Source organism: Palleronia pelagia (assembly GCF_900110115.1).
In the GTDB taxonomy this organism is placed as follows: domain Bacteria; phylum Pseudomonadota; class Alphaproteobacteria; order Rhodobacterales; family Rhodobacteraceae; genus Palleronia; species Palleronia pelagia.
Window position 1 is genome coordinate 168,485 of record NZ_FOCM01000004.1, and the last position, 18,872, is coordinate 187,356.

The window sequence follows — 18,872 nt, forward strand, 5'->3', positions numbered from 1 at the left end:
GACCATGCACCTGGGCCTTTTGCAATGCGGCCCCACCGCACCCGCGCTCGATGATCGCCACGGCGGCTACCCCGAGCTTTACGCCGCGCTGATCGGCCCCGGTTTCGACTGGACGACCTGGCGCGTCTTCGACGGCGATTTCCCCGATGGCCCCGACGCGGCCGAGGGCTGGCTGGTCTCGGGGTCGAAATTCGGCGCCTACGAGGATCACGACTGGATCGCGCCGCTGGAACGTCTCATCCGCGGGATCCACGACAGCGGGCGCCCGCTTGTGGGCATCTGCTTCGGCCACCAGGTGGTGGCGCAGGCGCTTGGCGGACGGGTCGAGAAATTCGCGGGCGGCTGGGCCGTGGGACGCCAGACCTACACGCTCGAGGGCGACACGGTACACCTGAACGCGTGGCACCAGGACCAGGTGACGCAACTGCCGCCCGGCGCCGAGGTGATCGCCACGAACGATTTCGCCCGGACCGCGGGTCTGCGCATCGGCCCCGCGACCCTGACCCTGCAGCCCCACCCCGAGTTCGGGCGCGACTACGTCGCCGACCTGATCGACGCACGTGGACGCGGCGTCGTGCCCGAACCGCTGCTGGACGGCGCGCGCGACGGGCTAGGTCAGCCGGTGGACAACGCGCGCATCGGCGCGTGGCTGGCCGATTTCTACCGCGCCCACAAGGATCCGAGATGACCGACTGGCTCAAGCACGCCCCCCAGGCCGCCCGCGACTACCTGCAAGGCCATCGCCTGGACGAGGTCGAGTGCATCGTCGCCGACCTGCCCGGCATCGCCCGCGGCAAGGCCATGCCCGGACCGAAATTCGCGCGCCAGAACCGGTTCTTCCTGCCCGCGTCGATCTTCCTGCAGACGATCACCGGCGACTGGGCGGATGACATCATCCCCATGGGCACGACCGAGCCCGACATGATCCTGACCCCGGACTACGCCACCGCCACCGCCGCCCCCTGGACGGCGGACCGGACGCTGCAGGTGATCCACGACATGACCCTGCAATCGGGCGAGCCGGTTCCCTTCGCCCCGCGCAACGTGCTGAAACGCGTGGTCGCGGCCTATCATGCCCGCGGCTGGACGCCCGTTGTGGCGCCCGAGATGGAGTTCTACCTGGTCGCCCGGAACACGGACCCCGCGCAGCAGATCGCGCCGATGACGGGGCGCACGGGCCGCGCGGCGGCGGCACGGCAGGCCTATTCGCTGTCGGCGGTCGATGAATACGGCAGTGTCATCGACGACATCTACGACTTCGCCGAGGCGCAGGGGTTCGAGATCGACGGCATCACCCAGGAAGGCGGCGCCGGGCAGCTGGAAATCAACATGCGCCACGGCAACCCGGTGAAGCTGGCCGACGAGATCTTCTTCTTCAAGCGCCTGATCCGCGAGGCGGCGCTGCGCCACAACTGCTTCGCCACCTTCATGGCCAAGCCGATCGAGCGCGAGCCCGGAAGCTCGATGCACATTCACCACTCGGTGCTGGACGAGAGCGGGCGGAACATCTTCTCGGCCGAGGATGGATCCGAGACGCCGGCGTTCCAGCACTTCATCGGCGGGCTTCAGCGCCACCTGCCCAGCGCCATCGCGCTGTTGGCGCCCTACGTGAACTCGTATCGCCGCTACGTACGGGACTTCTCGGCGCCGGTGAACCTGGAATGGGGCCGCGACAATCGCACGGTCGGCCTGCGCGTCCCCGTCTCGACCCCCGAGGCGCGGCGGGTGGAAAACCGGATCGCGGGCATGGACTGCAACCCCTATCTCGGGATCGCGGCGTCGCTGGCCTGCGGCTATCTCGGGATGGTGGCGGGCGACATGCCCCGGCCCGAGCGTGAAGACACCGCCTATGACAGCGCCGACGACATCCCGCGCGGGCTTTACGATGCGTTGGAGCAATTCGGGGACAACGCGGCCCTGCTGGATCTGCTGGGCGACGAGTTCGGTAAAGTCTACGGCGCCGTGAAGGCGGCCGAGTACGGCGAATTCCTGCAGGTAATCTCGCCGTGGGAGCGGGAGCACCTGCTGATCAGCGTGTGAACGGGCGGGCTCAGCCCTTCTTGTTCATCTCGGCCAGCTGGCTCTGAAGCTCGCTCAGCTGGGTGCGGATCTCGTCCAGTTCGGCGGTCTTGCGCTCGGCCTCTTCGGCCTTGGTCTCGCCCTCCCCCTCGTCGCCACCGGCCAGCCCGCCGGTCACGGCTTTCAGCCACGCCCGTTGCTGCGCCTGCATAGCGTCGTAGCCCGGCATGGCAGACATGGGATTCATGGCCCGGTCGATCATCTTCGACTGGCTGTCGCGCAGCATGTCGAAGCTCATGGCCAGGAACTGCGGCACCACCGACTGCGCCTGCGTCGTGTAGCTGCGCACGAGGTCGGTCAGCACCGCCAGGGGCAGGACGGATTCGCCCTTGGATTCGTGCTCGGCCACGATTTGCAGAAGGTACTGACGCGTCAGGTCATCGCCGCTTTTCAGGTCGACGATCTGCACATCCCGGCCCGCGCGGATGAAACCCGCGATATCTTCGAGCGTGACGTAATCGCTGGTCTCGGTGTTGTAGAGCCTGCGCGAGGCGTAGCGCTTGATCAACAAAGGCTTGGGGGCGTCTGGCATCGATTCCTCGCGGGTATTCTGCGCTGCAACAGAAGCGTAGATTGCATGTGCGGAAAAAGAAAGGGGCGCGCCGGGTGGCACGCCCCTTCCGTCTCTCTGACCGGATCCGCAATGGATCCTGCGCGGCCTTACTTGGCGGCGGCGGTCGCCTTCTTGGTGGCGGCGGTCATGTCGTTGGTGGCCTTCTTGGCGGCGGCGGTCATGTCTTCCGACATGTCCTTGCCGGCGGCCAGCATCAGTTCGACGGTTTCCATCTGGACCTTCTTCGCGACTTCGGCGAAGGCGGCCATGGTTTCGGCCGACATCTCGGCTTGGGCCGAGGCGAAATCGGTCATGGCCTTGGTGTAGTCGGTGGGCTCGTCACGGGCGACGGTCACGTCCGACATCTTGGACAGGGTGTCCTTGGTCCACTTGGTCGAGATCTCGGTCGACTTCTCGGCAGCTTCCAGAGCGACCTTCGACATCTTCTCGCCGAAGCTGGCATAGGTTTTGAAGCCGTCCTGAAACGCGCTCATGTCCATGGGCATGGCGGCGATCATCTCGTTGATGGTCTTGCTGAAGTCTTGCGTCTTGGCAGCCATAATTCAGTCTCCTTTTCAGTTCGGAGCCCGGTGAGTTGTGGGGACGCGGCTCCGTTGCGTTCTGAATGGTATATGCATGCTGCGGCGCGGCATTTCAAGAGGTCTTTCTGCACTGCAGCAAAAAATCCCGATCCGGCCCCAAACCCCTGAGACAGCTATTTTTTATGGCCCTTCACGTAGGTTCCAGGCGCATCGCCGAGGATTTCCCGGCCGTCATCCCCCGGTGCACGCGCGGCAATTTTCTTGCCGGACTTCTTCGACAGCCACTCTCCCCAGCGGCCCCACCAGGACCCTTCGTGGAACTCGGCCGCCGCCTGCCAGTCCTCGGGCGTGCCGCTCCAGTCGCCGTTCACGTAGTGGCCGTATTTCTTCTTGCTGGGCGGGTTGATGATCCCGGCGATATGGCCGGATTCCGACAGCACGAAGGTCTTGGACCGGCTGCCCATCTTCTGGATACCGCGGAAGCTGCTTTTCCAGTTGGCGATGTGGTCGGTTTCGCAGGCGATGGCCATGAGCGGCACTTTCACCTCGCCGATCTTCAGGGTCTCGCCCAGGATCTCGATGCCCTCGGTGGCGAACTTGTCGTCCTGGCACAGCCCGCGCAGGTACTCGACCGCCATCTTGCCGGGCAGGTTGGTCCCGTCGCCGTTCCAGTACAGCAGGTCGAAGGCCGGCGGGGTCTGCCCCATCATGTAGCTGCGGATGGCGGGCTGGTAGATCAGGTCGTTGGAGCGCAGGAAGCTGAAGGTCCGGCTCATGTAGAAACTGTCGAGCACGCCCGTCCGCTCGACCTCGCGCTCGATCCCGTCGACGAAATCGTCTTCCAGGAACACACCAACCTCGCCCCGGTCCGAGAAGTCGGTGAGGGTGGTGAAGAAGGTGGCCGAGTTGATCGGCTTCTCGCCGCGCTTTTCCAGCAGCGACAGGGTGAGCGACAGGGTGGTGCCGGCGATGCAGTAGCCGACGGCGTTGATCTTGGGCTCGCCCGTGATCTCCTTCACCTGCGCGATCGCTTCTAGGAACCCCTCCTCGATATAGTCGCCGAGGCTGACGTCGGCATAGCTTTCGTCGGGGTTCACCCAGCTGACGACGAACAGGGTGTAACCCTGGTCGACGATCCACTTCACCAGGCTGTTCTTGTCCTTCAGGTCGAGGATGTAGAACTTGTTGATCCAGGGCGGGAAGATCAGCAGCGGCGTCTTGTGGACCTGCTCGGTCGTCGGCGTGTACTGAATCAGCTCGAACATGCGGTTGCGATAGACGACCTTGCCCGGCGTGGTGGCCAGGTTGCCCCCCACCTCGAACGCGTCCTTGTCGGCCAGGGTAACGACCAGCTCGCCGTCATTGGCCTCGAGATCGCGCACCAGGTTCTCCAGCCCGTCCACCAGGCTCTGTCCCTCGGTCTCGACCGCGCGGCTCAGCGCCTCGGGGTTGGTGCCGAGGAAATTGGTGGGGCTCATCATGTCGACGATCTGCTGGCTGAAATAGTTCAGCCGCTTGCGGTCGGCCGGGTCCAGCCCTTCGAGCTTGTCCACCGCCTCGGTCATGGCGTGGGCATTGAACAGATATTGCTGCTTTAGATAATTGAAGAACGGATGCTCGGCCCACATCGGGTCCGAAAATCGGCGATCATCGCCGCTGCGGTCCTCGGGCGCGCTGAAATCGCCCCGCGCCAGCTTGTGCTGCGCCTCGACGTAGTGGGTCAGGGACTTGCCCCAGTAGCTGATCTGGTGCTCCAGCAGCTTGGACGGGTTCGACATCATCTCGGCCATCCAGGCGGTGGCGGCCTTCATGTAGAGATCACCGCCCGGCCCCTGCAATGCGCCCGGAACCGTGCGCTTGTTCGACAGGACCTTGACCAGACGTTCGGACAGCTCCTCCAGCTTCTTGATGTTTTCGGCCATCTTTTCCGATACTTCGGCCACATCGCCGGCCTTATCCGTTTGTCCAGTTGCCATGAGGTGTGCTCCGATCTAGCTTGCTGCACAGCAGCATTGCGATTTTCGCCTAATCTTGTGGCGAAATTAACCCAGCGTGCTGAGGAATTAAAGCCACGCGAACCGCGGGCGGAAGGACTTGTGCCATGCGTTATATGCTCACCTACGACATGATGGAGACGGCGCGCGTCAGCTATCAATGGATGGGCGCCACGGCCCGTGCCATCGGGTCATATCCGGCGACGGGCCTCTTTCCCAACCCCATGTTCCAGCTCCTCTCGGCGTGGGGCGACGTGACCGAACGCAGTTTCGACCGCATGGTGGCCAAGCCCGACTGGGGCATCGATACCGTCGTGGGCGAGGACGGACGCGACCACGTCGTCAGCGTCGAGCCGGTGGTCAAGAAAGCCTTCGGCGACCTGATCAAGTTCTCGGTCTCGGGCCGCGCGCCCATGGAGCGCAAGATCCTGCTGGTCGCGCCCATGTCGGGCCACTACGCCACCCTGCTGCGTTCGACCGTCGCGTCGCTTCTGCCCGACGCCGACATCTACGTGACCGACTGGCACAACGCGCGCGAGATCCCGGTCTCGGAAGGCAAGTTCGACGTCGACGACTACACCCTCTATCTCGTGGATTTCATGCGCCACCTGGGCGCAGACACGAATGTCATCGCGGTGTGTCAGCCGGTGCCGCTGGCGCTGGCCGCCACCGCCTACCTGGCCGAGCACGAGCCCAAGGCCCAGCCCGCCACGCTGACGCTGATCGGCGGCCCCGTGGACCCCGACGCGAAAGCGACCGAGGTGACCGATTTCGGCCGCCGCGTGACAATGGGCCAGCTCGAGCACATGGTGATCCAGCGCGTGGGCTTCAAATACGCGGGCGCAGGCCGGATGGTCTATCCCGGCCTTCTGCAGCTGACTTCCTTCATCTCGATGAACGCGGAAAAGCACGCGCAGGCCTTCCACAACCAGATCCTGCGCGTCGCCAAGGGCGAGGCCAGCGACCACGACAAGCACAACAAGTTCTACGACGAATACCTGTCGGTGATGGACATGACGGCCGAGTTCTACCTTTCGACCGTCGAGCGGGTCTTCAAGAACCGCGACATCGCCCGCAACGTGTTCACGGTGAACGGCGAAACCGTCGATATCTCGAAGATCACCGACGTGGCCGTGCATATCGTCGAGGGCGAGGAGGACGACATCTCGGCCCCCGGGCAGTGCCTAGCCGCGCTGGACCTGATGCCCGACCTGCCCGAGGACAAGAAGGCCCAGCACCTCGAGCCCGGGGCCGGCCATTACGGCATCTTCGCGGGCCGGTCCTGGCGCAACAACATCCGGCCGCTGGTGCTGGATTTCATCGACGACAACGCCGAGCGTGAGCACTCGCAGCGCGCGGCCAACGTCAAATCGGCGCCGCGCGGCACCGGCGGCAAGCGCAAGCGCTCGGGCGAAGGTCCGACACCGGTCTGAGCGGCGGCGGCCGCGCCTATCTCAGCATCACGGCCGCCTCCGACCACCCCATCCACTCCCGCAGCGCCCCGATGACGTCATCGGGGCGTTCCAGCATGGGCAGATGTCCCGCCCCGGCGATGGTACGCGCGACGCCGCGTGGCATCAGCCCGGCAACGAAATCGCAGCGTTGCGGCGGCATCAGGCGGTCCTCGGATCCGCTCAGCACCAGCGCAGGCAGGTGCGCCTGTCGCAGGGTCTTCTGCTGGTCGGGGCGCCGTTGCAGCGCGCGCACCTGCCGTTCGTAGGTGGCAACGCCCAGCGCCTCGGCGCCGTCCGCCAGGAACTCGGCCAGCGGCGCGCGCAGGGGGCCATCGGCCAGCGTCGCCGCCGGCACGTCCTCGGCCATGACCGCGGCTAATTGCCCGGCCTTGGCGCGCACCAGCCGCAACTCGCGCTCGGCCGCCTGGTGGGGCGGCTCGGGCAGGCAGCCCGCGGCGACAAGGGCGATACGCGCGACACGGTCCGGCGCGCGTCGCAGGATCTCCATCGCCACGTGACCGCCCAGCGAATGGCCCGCAAGCGCGAAGCGCGGCGGCAGTTGGGTCAGAAGATGGGTTGCCATGTCCTCGACCCGGTCGAACGGGCCGAGTGGCGGCAGCGCCAGCGTGGTGTCGCTGGCCAGCGCCTCGATTTGCGGTCCCCAGATCCGCAGGTCGGTCATGAAACCCGGCAGCAGAACCAATGGTGTCTGCATGGGTCGTTTCCTGTTTCGGGTCCGGCGACAGGTGGTCGGGCGGCCCATTTTTGCATTGTCGGACTCGGAGGTTAGGATGTCCGTCCGATCAACCGCAAGTGGCGCCCGCGCGTCGGGCGCCGCCGTGCTTTCACGGCAACGCGCGGACCCAATCGACCATGCGCGCGGCCATCGGATCGGTCAGACCGGGCGACAGGATATCGCCGGCAAGCACGTGGTGCGACGGCGCGTTGCCCGGCGGCACGTCCACCGTTTCGATCGTCACCGGCCCACCCCAGCGCCCCATCGCATCGCGGGTCGCGGCGGGGCGCACAACTTCGTCATTCTCGGACAGAAGGACCAGCGCCGGGGCGGTCGCCTGGCCCAGGTCGGCGTCGTTGGCCGCCGCCACCAGAGCCGCCATGGGCAGCGTGGACACCGTCGGATAGCGCGTGGTCCAGTAGCGCGCGTGGGCGTCGTTCTCGGGCTCGAAGCTGCGGGTCTCGCCGGCGAGCAGCGGCACGAGGTGTTCGGCCGCCGGCCAGCGCAGCAGGAAAGCAGCGGAGTTCTGGATCCCGAAATTGGGGGAGATCATGATCTGCGCGTCGATCCCGCGGCCCGTGGCCGCACCGTAGGCCGCCAGCGTTCCGCCGGTGGAGGTCGAGATCGCCAGCACCCGGTCGCCGATCCGGTCGGCCACCGCCAGCGCCTCGTCCAGGTCGCGGACCCAGTCGGCGGCCACGGGCTGCGCCATGGCGGGGCCGTCCCGGCCGTGGCCGGTCAGCCGCATGAAGACGAGGTTGGCGCCCAGCGCCTCGGCCACGCGGTCGGGGACCGGGCGGATTTCCTCGGAACTGGCAGAAAAGCCGTGCAGGTAGATCACCACCCAGTCCGTGTCCTCGCCCGGCGCGCCGGCCCACACGATCCGTTTCTCGGTCCCCGGCACGATGTCGTCGAACCGCGCTTCCTGCGCCGCCAGGTATTCTGCCGGATCGTCGCCGATGGCGGACGCGTCGAAATCCGGCGCGGTGCCCAGCCCCTCGGGCGGGTAAAGCGCCCAGGCGCCGCCGAACAGAAGCAGGGCCGCGACCGTCAGCCGGATCAGCCAGGTCACGCCAATCGCTCCAAAACCTCGTCGATCGCGGCTTCGATCAGGGCCAGACAGTCGGGATCGGAAAACCGGTGATCGGCCCCGCGCACCAGCGTCAGCCGCACGTCACCCGTCAGGTGATCCAGCAGGCGCAACGCCACGGTGCGGTCCACATCCTCGTCCGCCGTGCCCTGCAACAGGCGCACCGGTCCGATATCGCGCAGTGGTTCCCGCAGAACCAGGTGGTTGCGGCCGTCCTCGATCAGCCGACGCGTGATGACATAGGGCGCGCCGTATTCCGACGGCAGGACAACCCTGCCCCAGCGTTCCATCTCGTCGTGCTGCTGCGGCGAGAACCCGGCGGCCATGCTGTCCTCGGTAAAGTCCGGCGCGGCCGCGATGCCGACGAAGCCCGCGACCCGCGCGATACGCTGGGCCAGAAGAAGCGCAATCCAGCCGCCCATGGACGACCCGACCAGCAGGACGGGCCCCTCGGTCAGCGCCGACACCGCGGCCTCGGCATCCTCGGCCCAGTCGCCGATGGCGCCTTCCTCGAATTCGCCCGAGGATTGCCCGTGGCCCGAGTAGTCCAGCCGCAGGAAGGCGCGGCCGCGCGACTTGGCCCACGACTCGAGATGCACGGCCTTGGTGCCGCCCATGTCGGATTTGAACCCGCCCAGGAATACGACGACCGGCCCCTTGCCGGCGGTCAGGTGATAGGCGATGCGGCGGCCCTGCGGCGTTTCCAGGAAATCGGTCATGGCGCGCAGCCTAGCCGGATCATTCTGAAAGAAAAGGGATTATTCGACCTCGTCGAGCTGCCCCGCCACCCCCACGGCCGCAAGCGACATCACCGCGAACAGCGCCAGGGTCGTGCCCGCGCCCCAGATCGAGGCCAGCGCGCCGAAGAGGCCCGATCCAAGCAGCACGACGCCGATGACGGTGTTGCTGACGGCGGTGTAGCTGGCCCGCTTGTCGCCGGGCGCCATGTCGACCAGGTAGGTCGACCGCCCCTGCCGCACGCCGTGATAGGCGATCATCAGGACGAACAGCACCGCGGGCATGGCCCACCACTGGCCGGCCAGACCCGACATCTCGAGAAGCAGCGCGGCCCCCAACGCCAGCGCGGCGACCACGCCCGACAGGCGCAGCACGTTGCGCGACGACCGGTCGGACATCCGGCCCCAGACATAGGACGACAGGAAGGACGCCACCGACGACGCCAGCACCAGTGCGCCCAGCTGGTCGAAGCCGCCCTGCCCCGCCTTGGCCCCCAAAAGGATCAGGTAGGGCGGCGCCAGCGCCGTGGCGGTCAGCAAGCCCCGCACGATGATGAACAGAAGAAGCTGCCGGTCCTCGGTCAGAAGCGACATCTGCCCCAGCGATGTGCCCTCGGGCTCTTGCGGGGTCGGCTGTTCCCGCAGGGTCGAGAACAGCGCCCCCGCGATCAGCCACAGCGCGGCCGCGAGGCTCAGCGCGCCGATGACCAGCGCGAACCGCGGGCCGAGGTCCAGCACGAGGATCAGCGCGAAGACGATGACGCCGACGCTCGCCACGCTGGCCGCGAGCCCCGTGGCCGAGCCGCGCCGCGACGTGCCCACGGTCTTGCCGAGAATGTCCTTGTAGCTGACCGAGCAGACGGACCGCGCCAGCGCCAGCACCGCCAGAAGCAGGCAGATTACGATGCCCGCCGCGTTGCCGTCAAGCGTCAGGCCTGCCAGCACGATCCCCGCACATGCGGCGCCCTGCACCGCCGATCCGCCCGCCCAGGCCCATTTGCGCCGGGCCATCGCGTGAATGCGCGGCGCCGTGAACAGCTGCGGCAGCAGCGCGCCCGCCTCGCGGATCGGGACCAGCAGCCCGACGAGGAAGGACGACGCGCCCAGCGTGTTCAGCAGCCAGCTCAGCACCAGCTTGGGCGACAGCAGCCCGTCGGCCAGCTTGGTCATCGACAGCGACGTGGCATGGCGCAGGAAATTGCCGGGCTCGTCGGCCTGCGCTTCCTCGTTCAACCCGCCGGGGTCGTCGGTGTCGTCGGTCAATGCCTCGAACAGCGTTTCCTCGTAACTCGTCGTGTCGCTCATCCCGCCCTCCGTCTGACCTGATCGCATCTAGCACCCCGCGGGCGCGAGACACGTTACCATATTGACACGTGACTAAATGCGCACCTATTGTGATCCATGGACGCGATCTTCAAAGCCCTCAACGACCCCTCCCGCCGCGCGCTGCTGGACGCGCTGCGCCGGCGCGATGGACAGACCCTGACCGAGCTTGTCGAAACCATCGACATGACCCGCTTCGGGGTCGCCAAGCACCTTGGGCTTCTCGAGGACGCGCACCTGATCACCACCGTCAAGCGCGGGCGTTTCAAGTACCACTATCTCAATGCCGTGCCCCTGCAGGAACTGGTCGACCGCTGGATCGAACCGATGCTGGCAGGGCCCACCGCGCGCGGCCTCATCGACCTGAAAACACACTTGGAAAAGGACACTGCCATGCTGACGCAACCCAAGCCCGACCTGGTGCTGCATACCTTCATCCGCTGCACCCGCGACGCCCTGTGGGAGGCGCTGACCCGCGCCGAAATCCGGGCAGGCTATCACTTCGCCGCGAAATCCGTCGAGGGCGACCTTGCGAAACCCGGCGATGCCGTGGTGATGACCCGCCTCGACGGCGGCCCGATGCTGCGCGAGGAGGTCATCGCCCTCACGCCCAAGTCCCGCATCGAAGCCACGTTCGAGCCTGCCTGGATGCCGGACGCTCCGTCTTCGCGCACCGTCATGATGATCGAAGAAAGCCCCGGCGGCATGAAGCTGACCGTCGAGCATTATGACCTGCCGCCGGGCTCGGAGGGCGTGAACGAAGGCTGGTCGCGTCTGCTGTCGGGTCTGAAGACCTGGCTCGAGACCGGCGAAAGCGTGCGCTTCGCGCAGGCAGGCTGAGCCGGGGAAGGCTTTGATCGACCCGTGGCCATGCCCGGCGACGGAAGGGCACGGCCAACACGAGCCCCACGCGGGCCCGGACTTACAGCACACGAGAAGACAGGGCGCGGCGCTTTCAACGGGCGCCGCGCCCTTTGTCTTGACTTGGGCGCCGGTCCCCGGCACTCGGGGGCCACATAACTTGCAACCGGGCGTTCCGTGGGCGCCAAACCGACGAGGAGGCCCGACATGGCCCAGATCTCCCTCACCTTTCCCGATGGCAATGCGCGCGCGTTCGACGCCGGCGTGACCGCGGCCGACGTGGCCGCGTCGATCAGCACGTCGCTGGGCAAGAAGGCCATTTCCGCCAGCCTCGACGGCGAACACTGGGACCTGCAATGGCCGATCGAGCGTGACGGCGCCATCGCCATCCACACGCTGCAGGACGACGCCCCGGCGCTGGAACTGATCCGCCACGACCTGGCCCACATCATGGCCCGCGCGGTTCAGGAGATCTGGCCGGACGTGAAGGTGACCATCGGACCCGTGACCGATCACGGCTGGTTCTACGACTTCGACCGGACCGAGCCCTTCACCCCCGAGGACCTGGGCCAGATCGAGGACCGGATGCGCAAGATCATCAACGCGCGCGAGCCCGTGCGCACCGAGATCTGGGACCGCGCCCGCGCCATCGCCCATTACGAAGAGACCGGTGAGCCGTTCAAGGTCGAGCTGATCGAGCGCATCCCCGAGGACGCGCCCATCCGCATGTACTGGCACGGCGACTGGCAGGATCTCTGCCGCGGCCCCCATCTGGCGCATACGGGACAGGTGCCCGGCGATGCATTCAAGCTGATGGGCGTTTCCGGCGCCTACTGGTTCGGTGACGTGACCCGGCCGCAGCTGCAGCGGATCACCGGCGTGGCCTTCAAGAACAAGAAGGACCTGAACGCGCACCTGACCATGCTCGAGGAGGCCGCCAAGCGCGACCACCGCAAACTCGGCCGCGAGATGGACTTGTTCCACATGCAGGAAGAGGCCCCCGGGCAGGTCTTCTGGCACCCCAATGGCTGGACGATCTACACCGCACTGCAGGACTACATTCGCCGCAAGCAGCGCGCCGGCGGCTACCGCGAGATCAACACTCCGCAGGTGGTCGACCGCAAGCTGTGGGAAGCTTCGGGCCACTGGGACAAGTACCAGCACCACATGTTCCTGGTCGAGGTGGACGAGTCCCGCGATGGCGAGGAGGACGACGCCTCGGCCAAAAGCAAGGCGCACACCCGCATCAACGCGCTGAAGCCCATGAACTGCCCCTGCCACGTTCAGGTTTACAACCAGGGGCTGAAATCCTACCGCGACCTGCCGCTGCGGCTGGCCGAGTTCGGGTCCTGCGCGCGGTTCGAGCCGTCGGGCGCGCTGCACGGGATCATGCGGGTTCGGGGTTTCACCCAGGACGACGCCCACATCTTCTGCGCCGAGGAGCAGATCGAGGAGGAATGCGCCCGCTTCATCGAGTTCCTGGCCGATGTCTACGCCGAGCTTGGCTTTCCCACCTTCGAGATCAAGTTCGCCACCCGTCCCGAGAAACGCGTGGGGTCCGAAGAATCGTGGGATTACGTCGAGAATGCGCTGGAGGAGGCGATCCGCAAGACCGGGCGCACCTACACGCTCGAGGCCGGGGACGGTGCGTTTTACGGACCGAAGCTCGACTTCTACCTGACCGACGCCATCGGGCGGGTCTGGCAGTGCGGCACGTTCCAGGTCGACCCCAACCTGCCCGAGCGTCTGGACGCGACCTATGTGGGGCAGGACGGCGAGAAGCATCGCCCGTTCATGCTGCACCGCGCCGCGCTGGGATCGTTCGAGCGGTTCATCGGTATCCTGATCGAGGAGCATGCCGGCCGCCTGCCGCTGTGGCTTGCGCCGCGGCAGGTGGTGGTGGCGTCCATCGTGTCCGACGCGGACGAGTATGTTTCGGAAATCACGGAGCTTCTGCGGAAGAACGGCATCCGGGCCGAGGCCGACACCCGCAACGAGAAGATCAACTACAAGGTGCGCGAACACTCGGTCGGCAAGGTGCCGGTGATCCTTGCCATTGGCGCGCGCGAGGTCGAGGAGCGGACCGTGTCGCTGCGCCGGCTGGGCGAGAAGCAGACGCGCAGCCTGACGCTGGACGCGCTGGTGGACGAGCTGGTGGCCGAGGCCACGCCGCCGGATCTCAGGTGAGGGCGGCGCGGGTTTCGGGGGTCCAGCCCAGGTAAAGCGTTCCGTCGTGGTCGATGACGGGACGCTTCATCAGCGTTGGATGCGCCGCGATGAGCGTGGCGGGGTCGCCGGCCCGCTCGGCCTCGTCGAGACCACGCCAGGTGGTCGAGCGGCGGTTGACGATGGCGTCGCCGAAGCACGCCACCAGCCGGTCCAGCAGGTCGGCGGGAATCCGGTCGGCGCGGATGTCGCTCACCTGCGGGTCATGGCCCGCCTCCTTGAGGGATTTCAGGGCCTTGCGGCAGGTATCGCAGGTTTTGAGCGCGTAGACATGCATCTTTGTCACCGTTGGAGAATTTGACACCGTAGTTTTTCTTGCAATCGAAGGCAGAATTTATCAGCCTTTTTGCGTGATTAGCACTGAACGACCGGCGAGCCTTCCCTCGGAGCGGCCACTACTGGGACTTTCTGGCTGCACCACCCCCGCCGCAATACCGCGGGCGGGACCACGACGACAGGGAGAAAACGGCATGCCCACTGGCACCGTAAAATGGTTCAATACTACCAAGGGCTTCGGCTTCATCGCGCCGGATGCCGGCGGCAAGGACGTCTTCGTCCATATCTCGGCGGTGGAACGCGCCGGGATGACCGGCTTGGCCGACAACCAGAAGGTGAGCTATGAGCTGATCGCGGGCCGTGACGGCCGCGAATCGGCGGGCGAACTTCAAGCGCTCTGACGCTCAGGATATTCCCGAGGATCTGGCCCGCGCCGCCCACCCGGCGCGGGCTTTTTCGTGCACGGCCCGTGCAGCACGTGTGCCGCATGCGTCGGGTCAGCGTGCCCGCCGCGTGCACCGACCTGCCCACGGCGTACACCCGCCGGCACGGGGCGTGCCGACGGCGTCGGACAAGTGGCACGGTGCGTGCACCGCGCGTCGGACAGGATCAGTCGAGACCCTTGTGCGTCGGGATGCCCTTCTCGGCCGGGATGTACTCGACCCGGCGGGGCGCGTGGCGCCGGGGGACCGGGTGCTGCATCACCTGGGCATAGGTCATGTGGGTGGTGGGTTTGCCGCAGCAGATCTCGCCGCCCGCGTAGACGGGCTGGAGCCCATTGGGGCAGAAGTTCTCGTGCGTCTTGAACGGATAGACCTGCTGTTCGGCCATGGCCGGCGCGGCGAGACAGCCCAGCGCCAGGGCGATTGCGATACGTTTCATATTGACCCCTCGTCGGTGGCCCCCGGGCCGATCCCGCGCGCCTGTGAAGGGAAGGCTAGCCGCGAGATGCCGCCCGGTCAATTTCCCGGTTTGGAAACAGTGGGGTAAGGCCCGGTCGCGGCCCTGGCCGCGATGGGGCTTTCCAGTGGAAAGCCCCAAGGGCCGAACGCGGATTGCGCGAGCAATCCGCAGGCAAGCGTGAAGCGCCCGGTCTGGGGTTCGCCGGGACCGTCGCGCCAGTGGCGCGGCGGAAGCCCGGGGGACGGTCGGGCGTCTACGGTCGTGCGTCTCGGAGAGGGCAGCGCCCGGCCCGAGGGGGGCGTGAAGCGCCCGCCCTGGGGTTCGCCGGGACCGTCGCGCCAGTGGCGCGGCGTCAGCCCGGCGGACGGTCGGGCGTCTACGGTCGTGCGTCTCGGAGAGGGCAGCGCCCGGCCCGAGGGGGGGCGTGAAGCGCCCGCCCTGGGGGGCGGGTCGGGCGCTGCCCGGCGTGCCGCCGGGCGATCGAAGATGCAATTATATCTATGGGACACGAAAGATATCCAAAAAACCCTCTATCCCTCTTGCGTCTCGAAAGACCACCCACGATGAAGCAGAATAGTAGTCCAATCCATCCAGCTTTGCCATCTCCGCAAATCTAAGGATGTTCTCATTATCATCTGTGACGCAAGCATGAGCCAATCGCACAACAGCCGAAGAGTCTGACCAGTCGTGGCTTCGAAGAACCTCCGCGATTTTCCGCTCACGCTCCTTGCTTTCCATATCCCGATCAATCTTATAGCTCAGCGCATGATTAATCACAAAAGCGGAACGCTCTCTGTTCGTCAGGCTTCTCGGCCCATTTTTACCGAACACACACAGCCTTCGCGCCATCTTAGTCAATCCGGCATCGAGAAACTCATGAGAGTCTGACAAGACACACGATCGAGAGCTCTCAAGATCACGGGGAAGAAGTTTCTGCCAAAGTAAGTGAAGACAGAAATATCCAACTTGATAAATACGCGCGACTGAGCGACGCAGGTACTTCCGAGTTATCCGCACTTGTTCGCCAATTCTAGGTAGATCCTCAGGATTACACCCTGCTGCAACGCAGTTATCGATATACCGTCGGTTAACAATACCACCAGCGTGCGCTATTATGTGTCGCCTCTGGCACGCTTCCGTAAATTCGGCAATTAGTTCTTTATCACTCGTAAAATTAACAGAGAACTTCTTCTCCAGCTCACGAAGGATTTTGGTATGACCGGTATTCAGAAGTAATTTCTCGATTTTTGACTCGATCACTGCATTTCGGGCATCAGACACTGAATCAAACTCCATCAGCTCACCGAGAGAAATTGTATCATCGTCTTGCGCAAATATTTCCGGCTTGATCTCGGCCATAAGCCTCAACATATTCGCCAGCAGAACCTCATACTCTGATAAATACGCACCTAGAGTTGTTTGCAGCATATTACCAGCAACAACCACGACGTGAGTCGACCTATTTATCCGGTTGATAAGATGTCTTACATCTTCAGATCGGATCTCAAATTCTTTGACACTGGTTTCACCGTCAAAATACTCCCTCTCCTCCACCGCTTGTTCTGATGCGATCTTTCGAATACTTTCGGTATTCTCCCCAATGATATTATCTACACTTCGGCTGGCGATCGCAGGAATAGTATCAAAAAATGCTAACGCTGTTTCTGTCCATTCAATGCTTAGAAGCCTCAGCTTGTCGCTTTCCGTAACCTCGGGAAGTTTCTCGACTTTCGATGATTCTTCAATTTCTTCGGCACTTCCTTCGTCGGGTTCAGCCTCTTCGTCATCTGAAACAAATTCGATGCGGGAAGCGCCGTCACTCAGATAACTTAACCTGAAGGTGACTGTATCTTTGCGGGTATCAGCTCCACCCATCACCCAATCACCCCCATCAACTCCGCCCATTCGCGCTTGGTCAGGCCGCTCGTCTCCTGCGTGACCTCTTCGCCGGCCAGCATCCGCCGCACGACCTGCACGCCGGTGGCCGAGAGCTGCGCGGCGCCCAGGCGGTATTCCTCGAAGGCGGCATAGGCGAGCGGGACCCAGTCGCGGACCAGGTCGCAGATGACCTCGGCGTAGACGCGGATCTCGTACTGGGCGTGGGGGTCGGCGCGCAGGCGGAGGAAGTGGAAGAGGTTGTGCAGGTCCACCTTCCAGTACCACTGGGTGTAGACATTGGCGGGCAGGTTCATGCGGGCAAGCTCGCGCGCGAGACCCTGCTGCCCCTCCTGCCCCATCATCTGCTCGTAATGGTCGTAGGCGCGGTCGGAATCGGCCTTGAGGGTTTCCAGCACGCGGGCGGCCTCGTCGCCCTCGAGCGTGGCGCCGCGGCCCTGGTTGTTGATGCTGGACTGGGCGGCCAGGTGCTCGGGCGCGGGGATGTAGAACTCGCGGTCGAGCACCGAGTAGCGGGCGGAATACTCGTTCACGTTGGCGGTGCGGTGGCGGATCCACTGGCGCGCGACGAAGACCGGCAGCTTCACGTGCAGCTTGAGCTCGCACATCTCGAACGGGGTCGAGTGCCAGTGCCGCATGAGATAGCGGATCAGCCCCTCGTCGTTCTGCACCGACTTGGTGCCGCGGCCATAGCTGACGCGCGCGGCCTGGGTGATGGCGGCGTCGTCGCCCATGTAGTCGATGACCCGCACGAAGCCGTGGTCGAGCACCGGGTGCGCGCGGTAGAGCTGCGCCTCGATCCCCGGAGAGGTGGCCCGCAGCGTGGGCTGGGACTGGGCGCGCTGGGCGTCGATTTCGGCCTGCTGGTCGGGCGACAGGGGCATGGGGCGGTGTCCTTCCGGGCTTCGTGAGTCGAGGGCTACCATATCGTGGGGGCGGCACCCGCAAAACAACCATATGCGGGTTATCCACGACAATTGGGGCAATTTCCCCACAGGCGGGTGACGATTTGGCCGCAACCCCCGGGTGCGCTTGACCGGGCACGCGGACCGGGGGCACGGTGCCGGAAAAACAACGAGCAGACCTCCAAGGCAGGTAGAGCCATGTTCCGGATTCCCCTTTCCATCGCGCTGGCCGCGGTGTTGTCCCTTGCCGCCTGCGGCGGTCCCAACCCGTTCAATGCGCCCGAGGAAGAGACCGACGGCGGCACCGATGGCGGCACCGGCGGCGATGACGGCACGCCGATACAGTCCGATCGCGGCCTGCCCCCCGGCACGTCGTCGCCCAGCCCCGACAACGCCATCGTCCGCTACGAGGCCAACGACTCGGCCGGCGGCGGCGGTTTCGCCGAGGGGATCGAATACGACCGGGCCACGGACACGTTCACGGTCGACAACCTGGCCTTCGACGGCGACAACACCTACGCCCGCGGCACGGCGGTCAGCTCGCTCGGGCCGTTCGCGGTGTACGAGTCGGACGTGACGACCACCGACCCGGTCACCGGCAACGTGATCGACACCTTCCCCTACCGCGCGATCTACGGCGTGTCGCGCACCGGCCAGACCGAGTTCGCCATCGTGCGCACCGGCGGCTACCTGAATTACGGCTTCGGCGGCTTCGTCTACCAGCGGAACGCCGAGGACGCGGCCGGCAACCCGGTGACGCTGGATCTGCCGACCGAGGGCGACGCCGAATACGCCGGCGACTATGCGGGCGTGCGGATCTTCGACGGGAAAGGCGGGCTGGAATACGTGACCGGCGACGCGTCGATGCTGATCGACTTCAAGGATTTCAACGACAGCCAGGCGGGCGTGCTGCTGCGGGTGCGCAACCGGCGGCTGTACGACGTCAACGGCAACGACATAACGTCGGCCTACCTGGACGCGCTCGAGGCCGACAACGCCGACCTGATCCGGCCCAGCGCCACCGACGGCAGCGGCAACGAGGTGCTGGCCAGTATCGGCAGCCGGGTGAACCCGAACGTCGCCGACGCCAATGGCGAGATCGTGCAGGAGATCTTCGCGCGCTACTCCGAGACCGACGGCACGTCGTTCGAAGCGGGCGACGGCCAGTACTATGCCATCATGTCCGGCCAGAACGCGTCCGAGATCGTGGGCGTGCTGGTGATGGAGGGAGCGGACGCGCGCAGCGACGCGACCTTCCAGGAGACCGGCGGCTTCATCGTCTATCGTCAATGATGCG

At 65.4% G+C, this 18,872-nt stretch carries 18 protein-coding genes; 7 read left to right on the forward strand and 11 right to left on the reverse strand.

Annotation, left to right across the window (positions count from 1 at the left end; all coding sequences use genetic code 11):
- Positions 1–4: 4 nt before the first annotated feature.
- Both BMX96_RS10230 and BMX96_RS10235 read left to right on the forward strand, forming a co-directional pair.
- A complete protein-coding gene (locus BMX96_RS10230) occupies positions 5–688 on the forward strand; it encodes a type 1 glutamine amidotransferase (RefSeq protein WP_073128249.1) in 684 nt (227 codons plus the stop codon).
- A complete protein-coding gene (locus BMX96_RS10235; protein ID WP_091845404.1) occupies positions 685–2,040 on the forward strand; it encodes a glutamine synthetase family protein in 1,356 nt (451 codons plus the stop codon). The genes BMX96_RS10230 and BMX96_RS10235 overlap by 4 nt, the downstream gene beginning before the upstream one ends.
- Before the next feature lie 10 nt (positions 2,041–2,050).
- Here the strand turns inward: BMX96_RS10235 and phaR are convergent, their stop codons facing one another.
- From phaR to phaC, 3 genes are all read right to left on the reverse strand, one after another.
- Positions 2,051–2,611 carry a polyhydroxyalkanoate synthesis repressor PhaR gene (phaR, locus tag BMX96_RS10240; protein WP_091845405.1) on the reverse strand — a complete coding sequence of 187 codons (561 nt, stop codon included), beginning with the start codon at positions 2,609–2,611 and terminating at the stop codon, positions 2,051–2,053.
- A 128-nt stretch (positions 2,612–2,739) separates the two neighbouring features.
- Positions 2,740–3,192 carry a phasin family protein gene (locus tag BMX96_RS10245; protein ID WP_073128252.1) on the reverse strand — a complete coding sequence of 151 codons (453 nt, stop codon included), beginning with the start codon at positions 3,190–3,192 and terminating at the stop codon, positions 2,740–2,742.
- Positions 3,193–3,347: 155 nt separating this feature from the next.
- Positions 3,348–5,150, reverse strand: coding sequence for a class I poly(R)-hydroxyalkanoic acid synthase (phaC, locus tag BMX96_RS10250; protein WP_091845406.1), 1,803 nt, complete (start codon positions 5,148–5,150; stop codon positions 3,348–3,350).
- Positions 5,151–5,275: 125 nt separating this feature from the next.
- Here phaC and phaZ point away from each other — a divergent pair, with 125 nt between their 5' ends.
- Positions 5,276–6,601, forward strand: coding sequence for a polyhydroxyalkanoate depolymerase (gene phaZ, locus BMX96_RS10255; RefSeq protein WP_091845407.1), 1,326 nt, complete (start codon positions 5,276–5,278; stop codon positions 6,599–6,601).
- Between the two features lie 16 nt (positions 6,602–6,617).
- On the opposite strand, the gene BMX96_RS10260 is transcribed toward phaZ, so the two are convergent.
- From BMX96_RS10260 to BMX96_RS10275, 4 genes are all read right to left on the reverse strand, one after another.
- Positions 6,618–7,337, reverse strand: coding sequence for an alpha/beta fold hydrolase (locus BMX96_RS10260; RefSeq protein ID WP_091845408.1), 720 nt, complete (start codon positions 7,335–7,337; stop codon positions 6,618–6,620).
- Positions 7,338–7,467: 130 nt separating this feature from the next.
- On the reverse strand, positions 7,468–8,430 hold the full coding sequence (locus BMX96_RS10265; protein ID WP_175481707.1) for an alpha/beta hydrolase: 963 nt from the start codon (positions 8,428–8,430) through the stop codon (positions 7,468–7,470).
- Entirely contained in the window at positions 8,427–9,167 is a 741-nt protein-coding gene (locus tag BMX96_RS10270; protein WP_091845410.1) for an alpha/beta hydrolase, read from the reverse strand. The genes BMX96_RS10265 and BMX96_RS10270 overlap by 4 nt, the downstream gene beginning before the upstream one ends.
- Before the next feature lie 39 nt (positions 9,168–9,206).
- Complete coding sequence (locus tag BMX96_RS10275; RefSeq protein ID WP_091845411.1) at positions 9,207–10,490, reverse strand: MFS transporter; 1,284 nt, start codon at positions 10,488–10,490, stop codon at positions 9,207–9,209.
- A 96-nt stretch (positions 10,491–10,586) separates the two neighbouring features.
- On the opposite strand from BMX96_RS10275, the gene BMX96_RS10280 reads away from it, so the two are divergent.
- Both BMX96_RS10280 and thrS read left to right on the forward strand, forming a co-directional pair.
- Positions 10,587–11,348, forward strand: a complete 762-nt coding sequence (locus tag BMX96_RS10280) for an ArsR/SmtB family transcription factor (RefSeq protein ID WP_091845412.1) — start codon at positions 10,587–10,589, stop codon at positions 11,346–11,348.
- 228 nt (positions 11,349–11,576) lie between these two features.
- Positions 11,577–13,556, forward strand: a complete 1,980-nt coding sequence (gene thrS, locus BMX96_RS10285; RefSeq protein WP_091845413.1) for a threonine--tRNA ligase — start codon at positions 11,577–11,579, stop codon at positions 13,554–13,556.
- On the opposite strand, the gene BMX96_RS10290 is transcribed toward thrS, so the two are convergent.
- Positions 13,549–13,872, reverse strand: a complete 324-nt coding sequence (locus BMX96_RS10290; RefSeq protein WP_091845414.1) for an arsenate reductase family protein — start codon at positions 13,870–13,872, stop codon at positions 13,549–13,551. The genes thrS and BMX96_RS10290 overlap by 8 nt on opposite strands.
- Positions 13,873–14,065: 193 nt before the next feature.
- Here BMX96_RS10290 and BMX96_RS10295 point away from each other — a divergent pair, with 193 nt between their 5' ends.
- On the forward strand, positions 14,066–14,272 hold the full coding sequence (locus tag BMX96_RS10295; protein WP_073128262.1) for a cold-shock protein: 207 nt from the start codon (positions 14,066–14,068) through the stop codon (positions 14,270–14,272).
- A 208-nt stretch (positions 14,273–14,480) separates the two neighbouring features.
- Here the strand turns inward: BMX96_RS10295 and BMX96_RS10300 are convergent, their stop codons facing one another.
- The 3 genes from BMX96_RS10300 to thyX all read right to left on the reverse strand — a co-directional run bounded on the left by BMX96_RS10300 (position 14,481) and on the right by thyX (position 17,554).
- On the reverse strand, positions 14,481–14,753 hold the full coding sequence (locus BMX96_RS10300) for a hypothetical protein (RefSeq protein ID WP_175481708.1): 273 nt from the start codon (positions 14,751–14,753) through the stop codon (positions 14,481–14,483).
- A gap of 519 nt (positions 14,754–15,272) precedes the next feature.
- Complete coding sequence (locus tag BMX96_RS19280) at positions 15,273–16,679, reverse strand: hypothetical protein (RefSeq protein ID WP_139210038.1); 1,407 nt, start codon at positions 16,677–16,679, stop codon at positions 15,273–15,275.
- The gene (thyX, locus tag BMX96_RS10305) at positions 16,649–17,554 is read right to left on the reverse strand and encodes an FAD-dependent thymidylate synthase (RefSeq protein ID WP_091845415.1); all 906 of its coding nucleotides are present in this window, start codon (positions 17,552–17,554) and stop codon (positions 16,649–16,651) included. Before thyX ends, BMX96_RS19280 begins: the two co-directional genes overlap by 31 nt.
- 219 nt (positions 17,555–17,773) lie before the next feature.
- Here thyX and BMX96_RS10310 point away from each other — a divergent pair, with 219 nt between their 5' ends.
- Positions 17,774–18,868: a hypothetical protein gene (locus tag BMX96_RS10310; RefSeq protein WP_091845416.1), complete on the forward strand. Its 1,095-nt coding sequence runs from the start codon at positions 17,774–17,776 to the stop codon at positions 18,866–18,868.
- Positions 18,869–18,872: the final 4 nt, after the last annotated feature.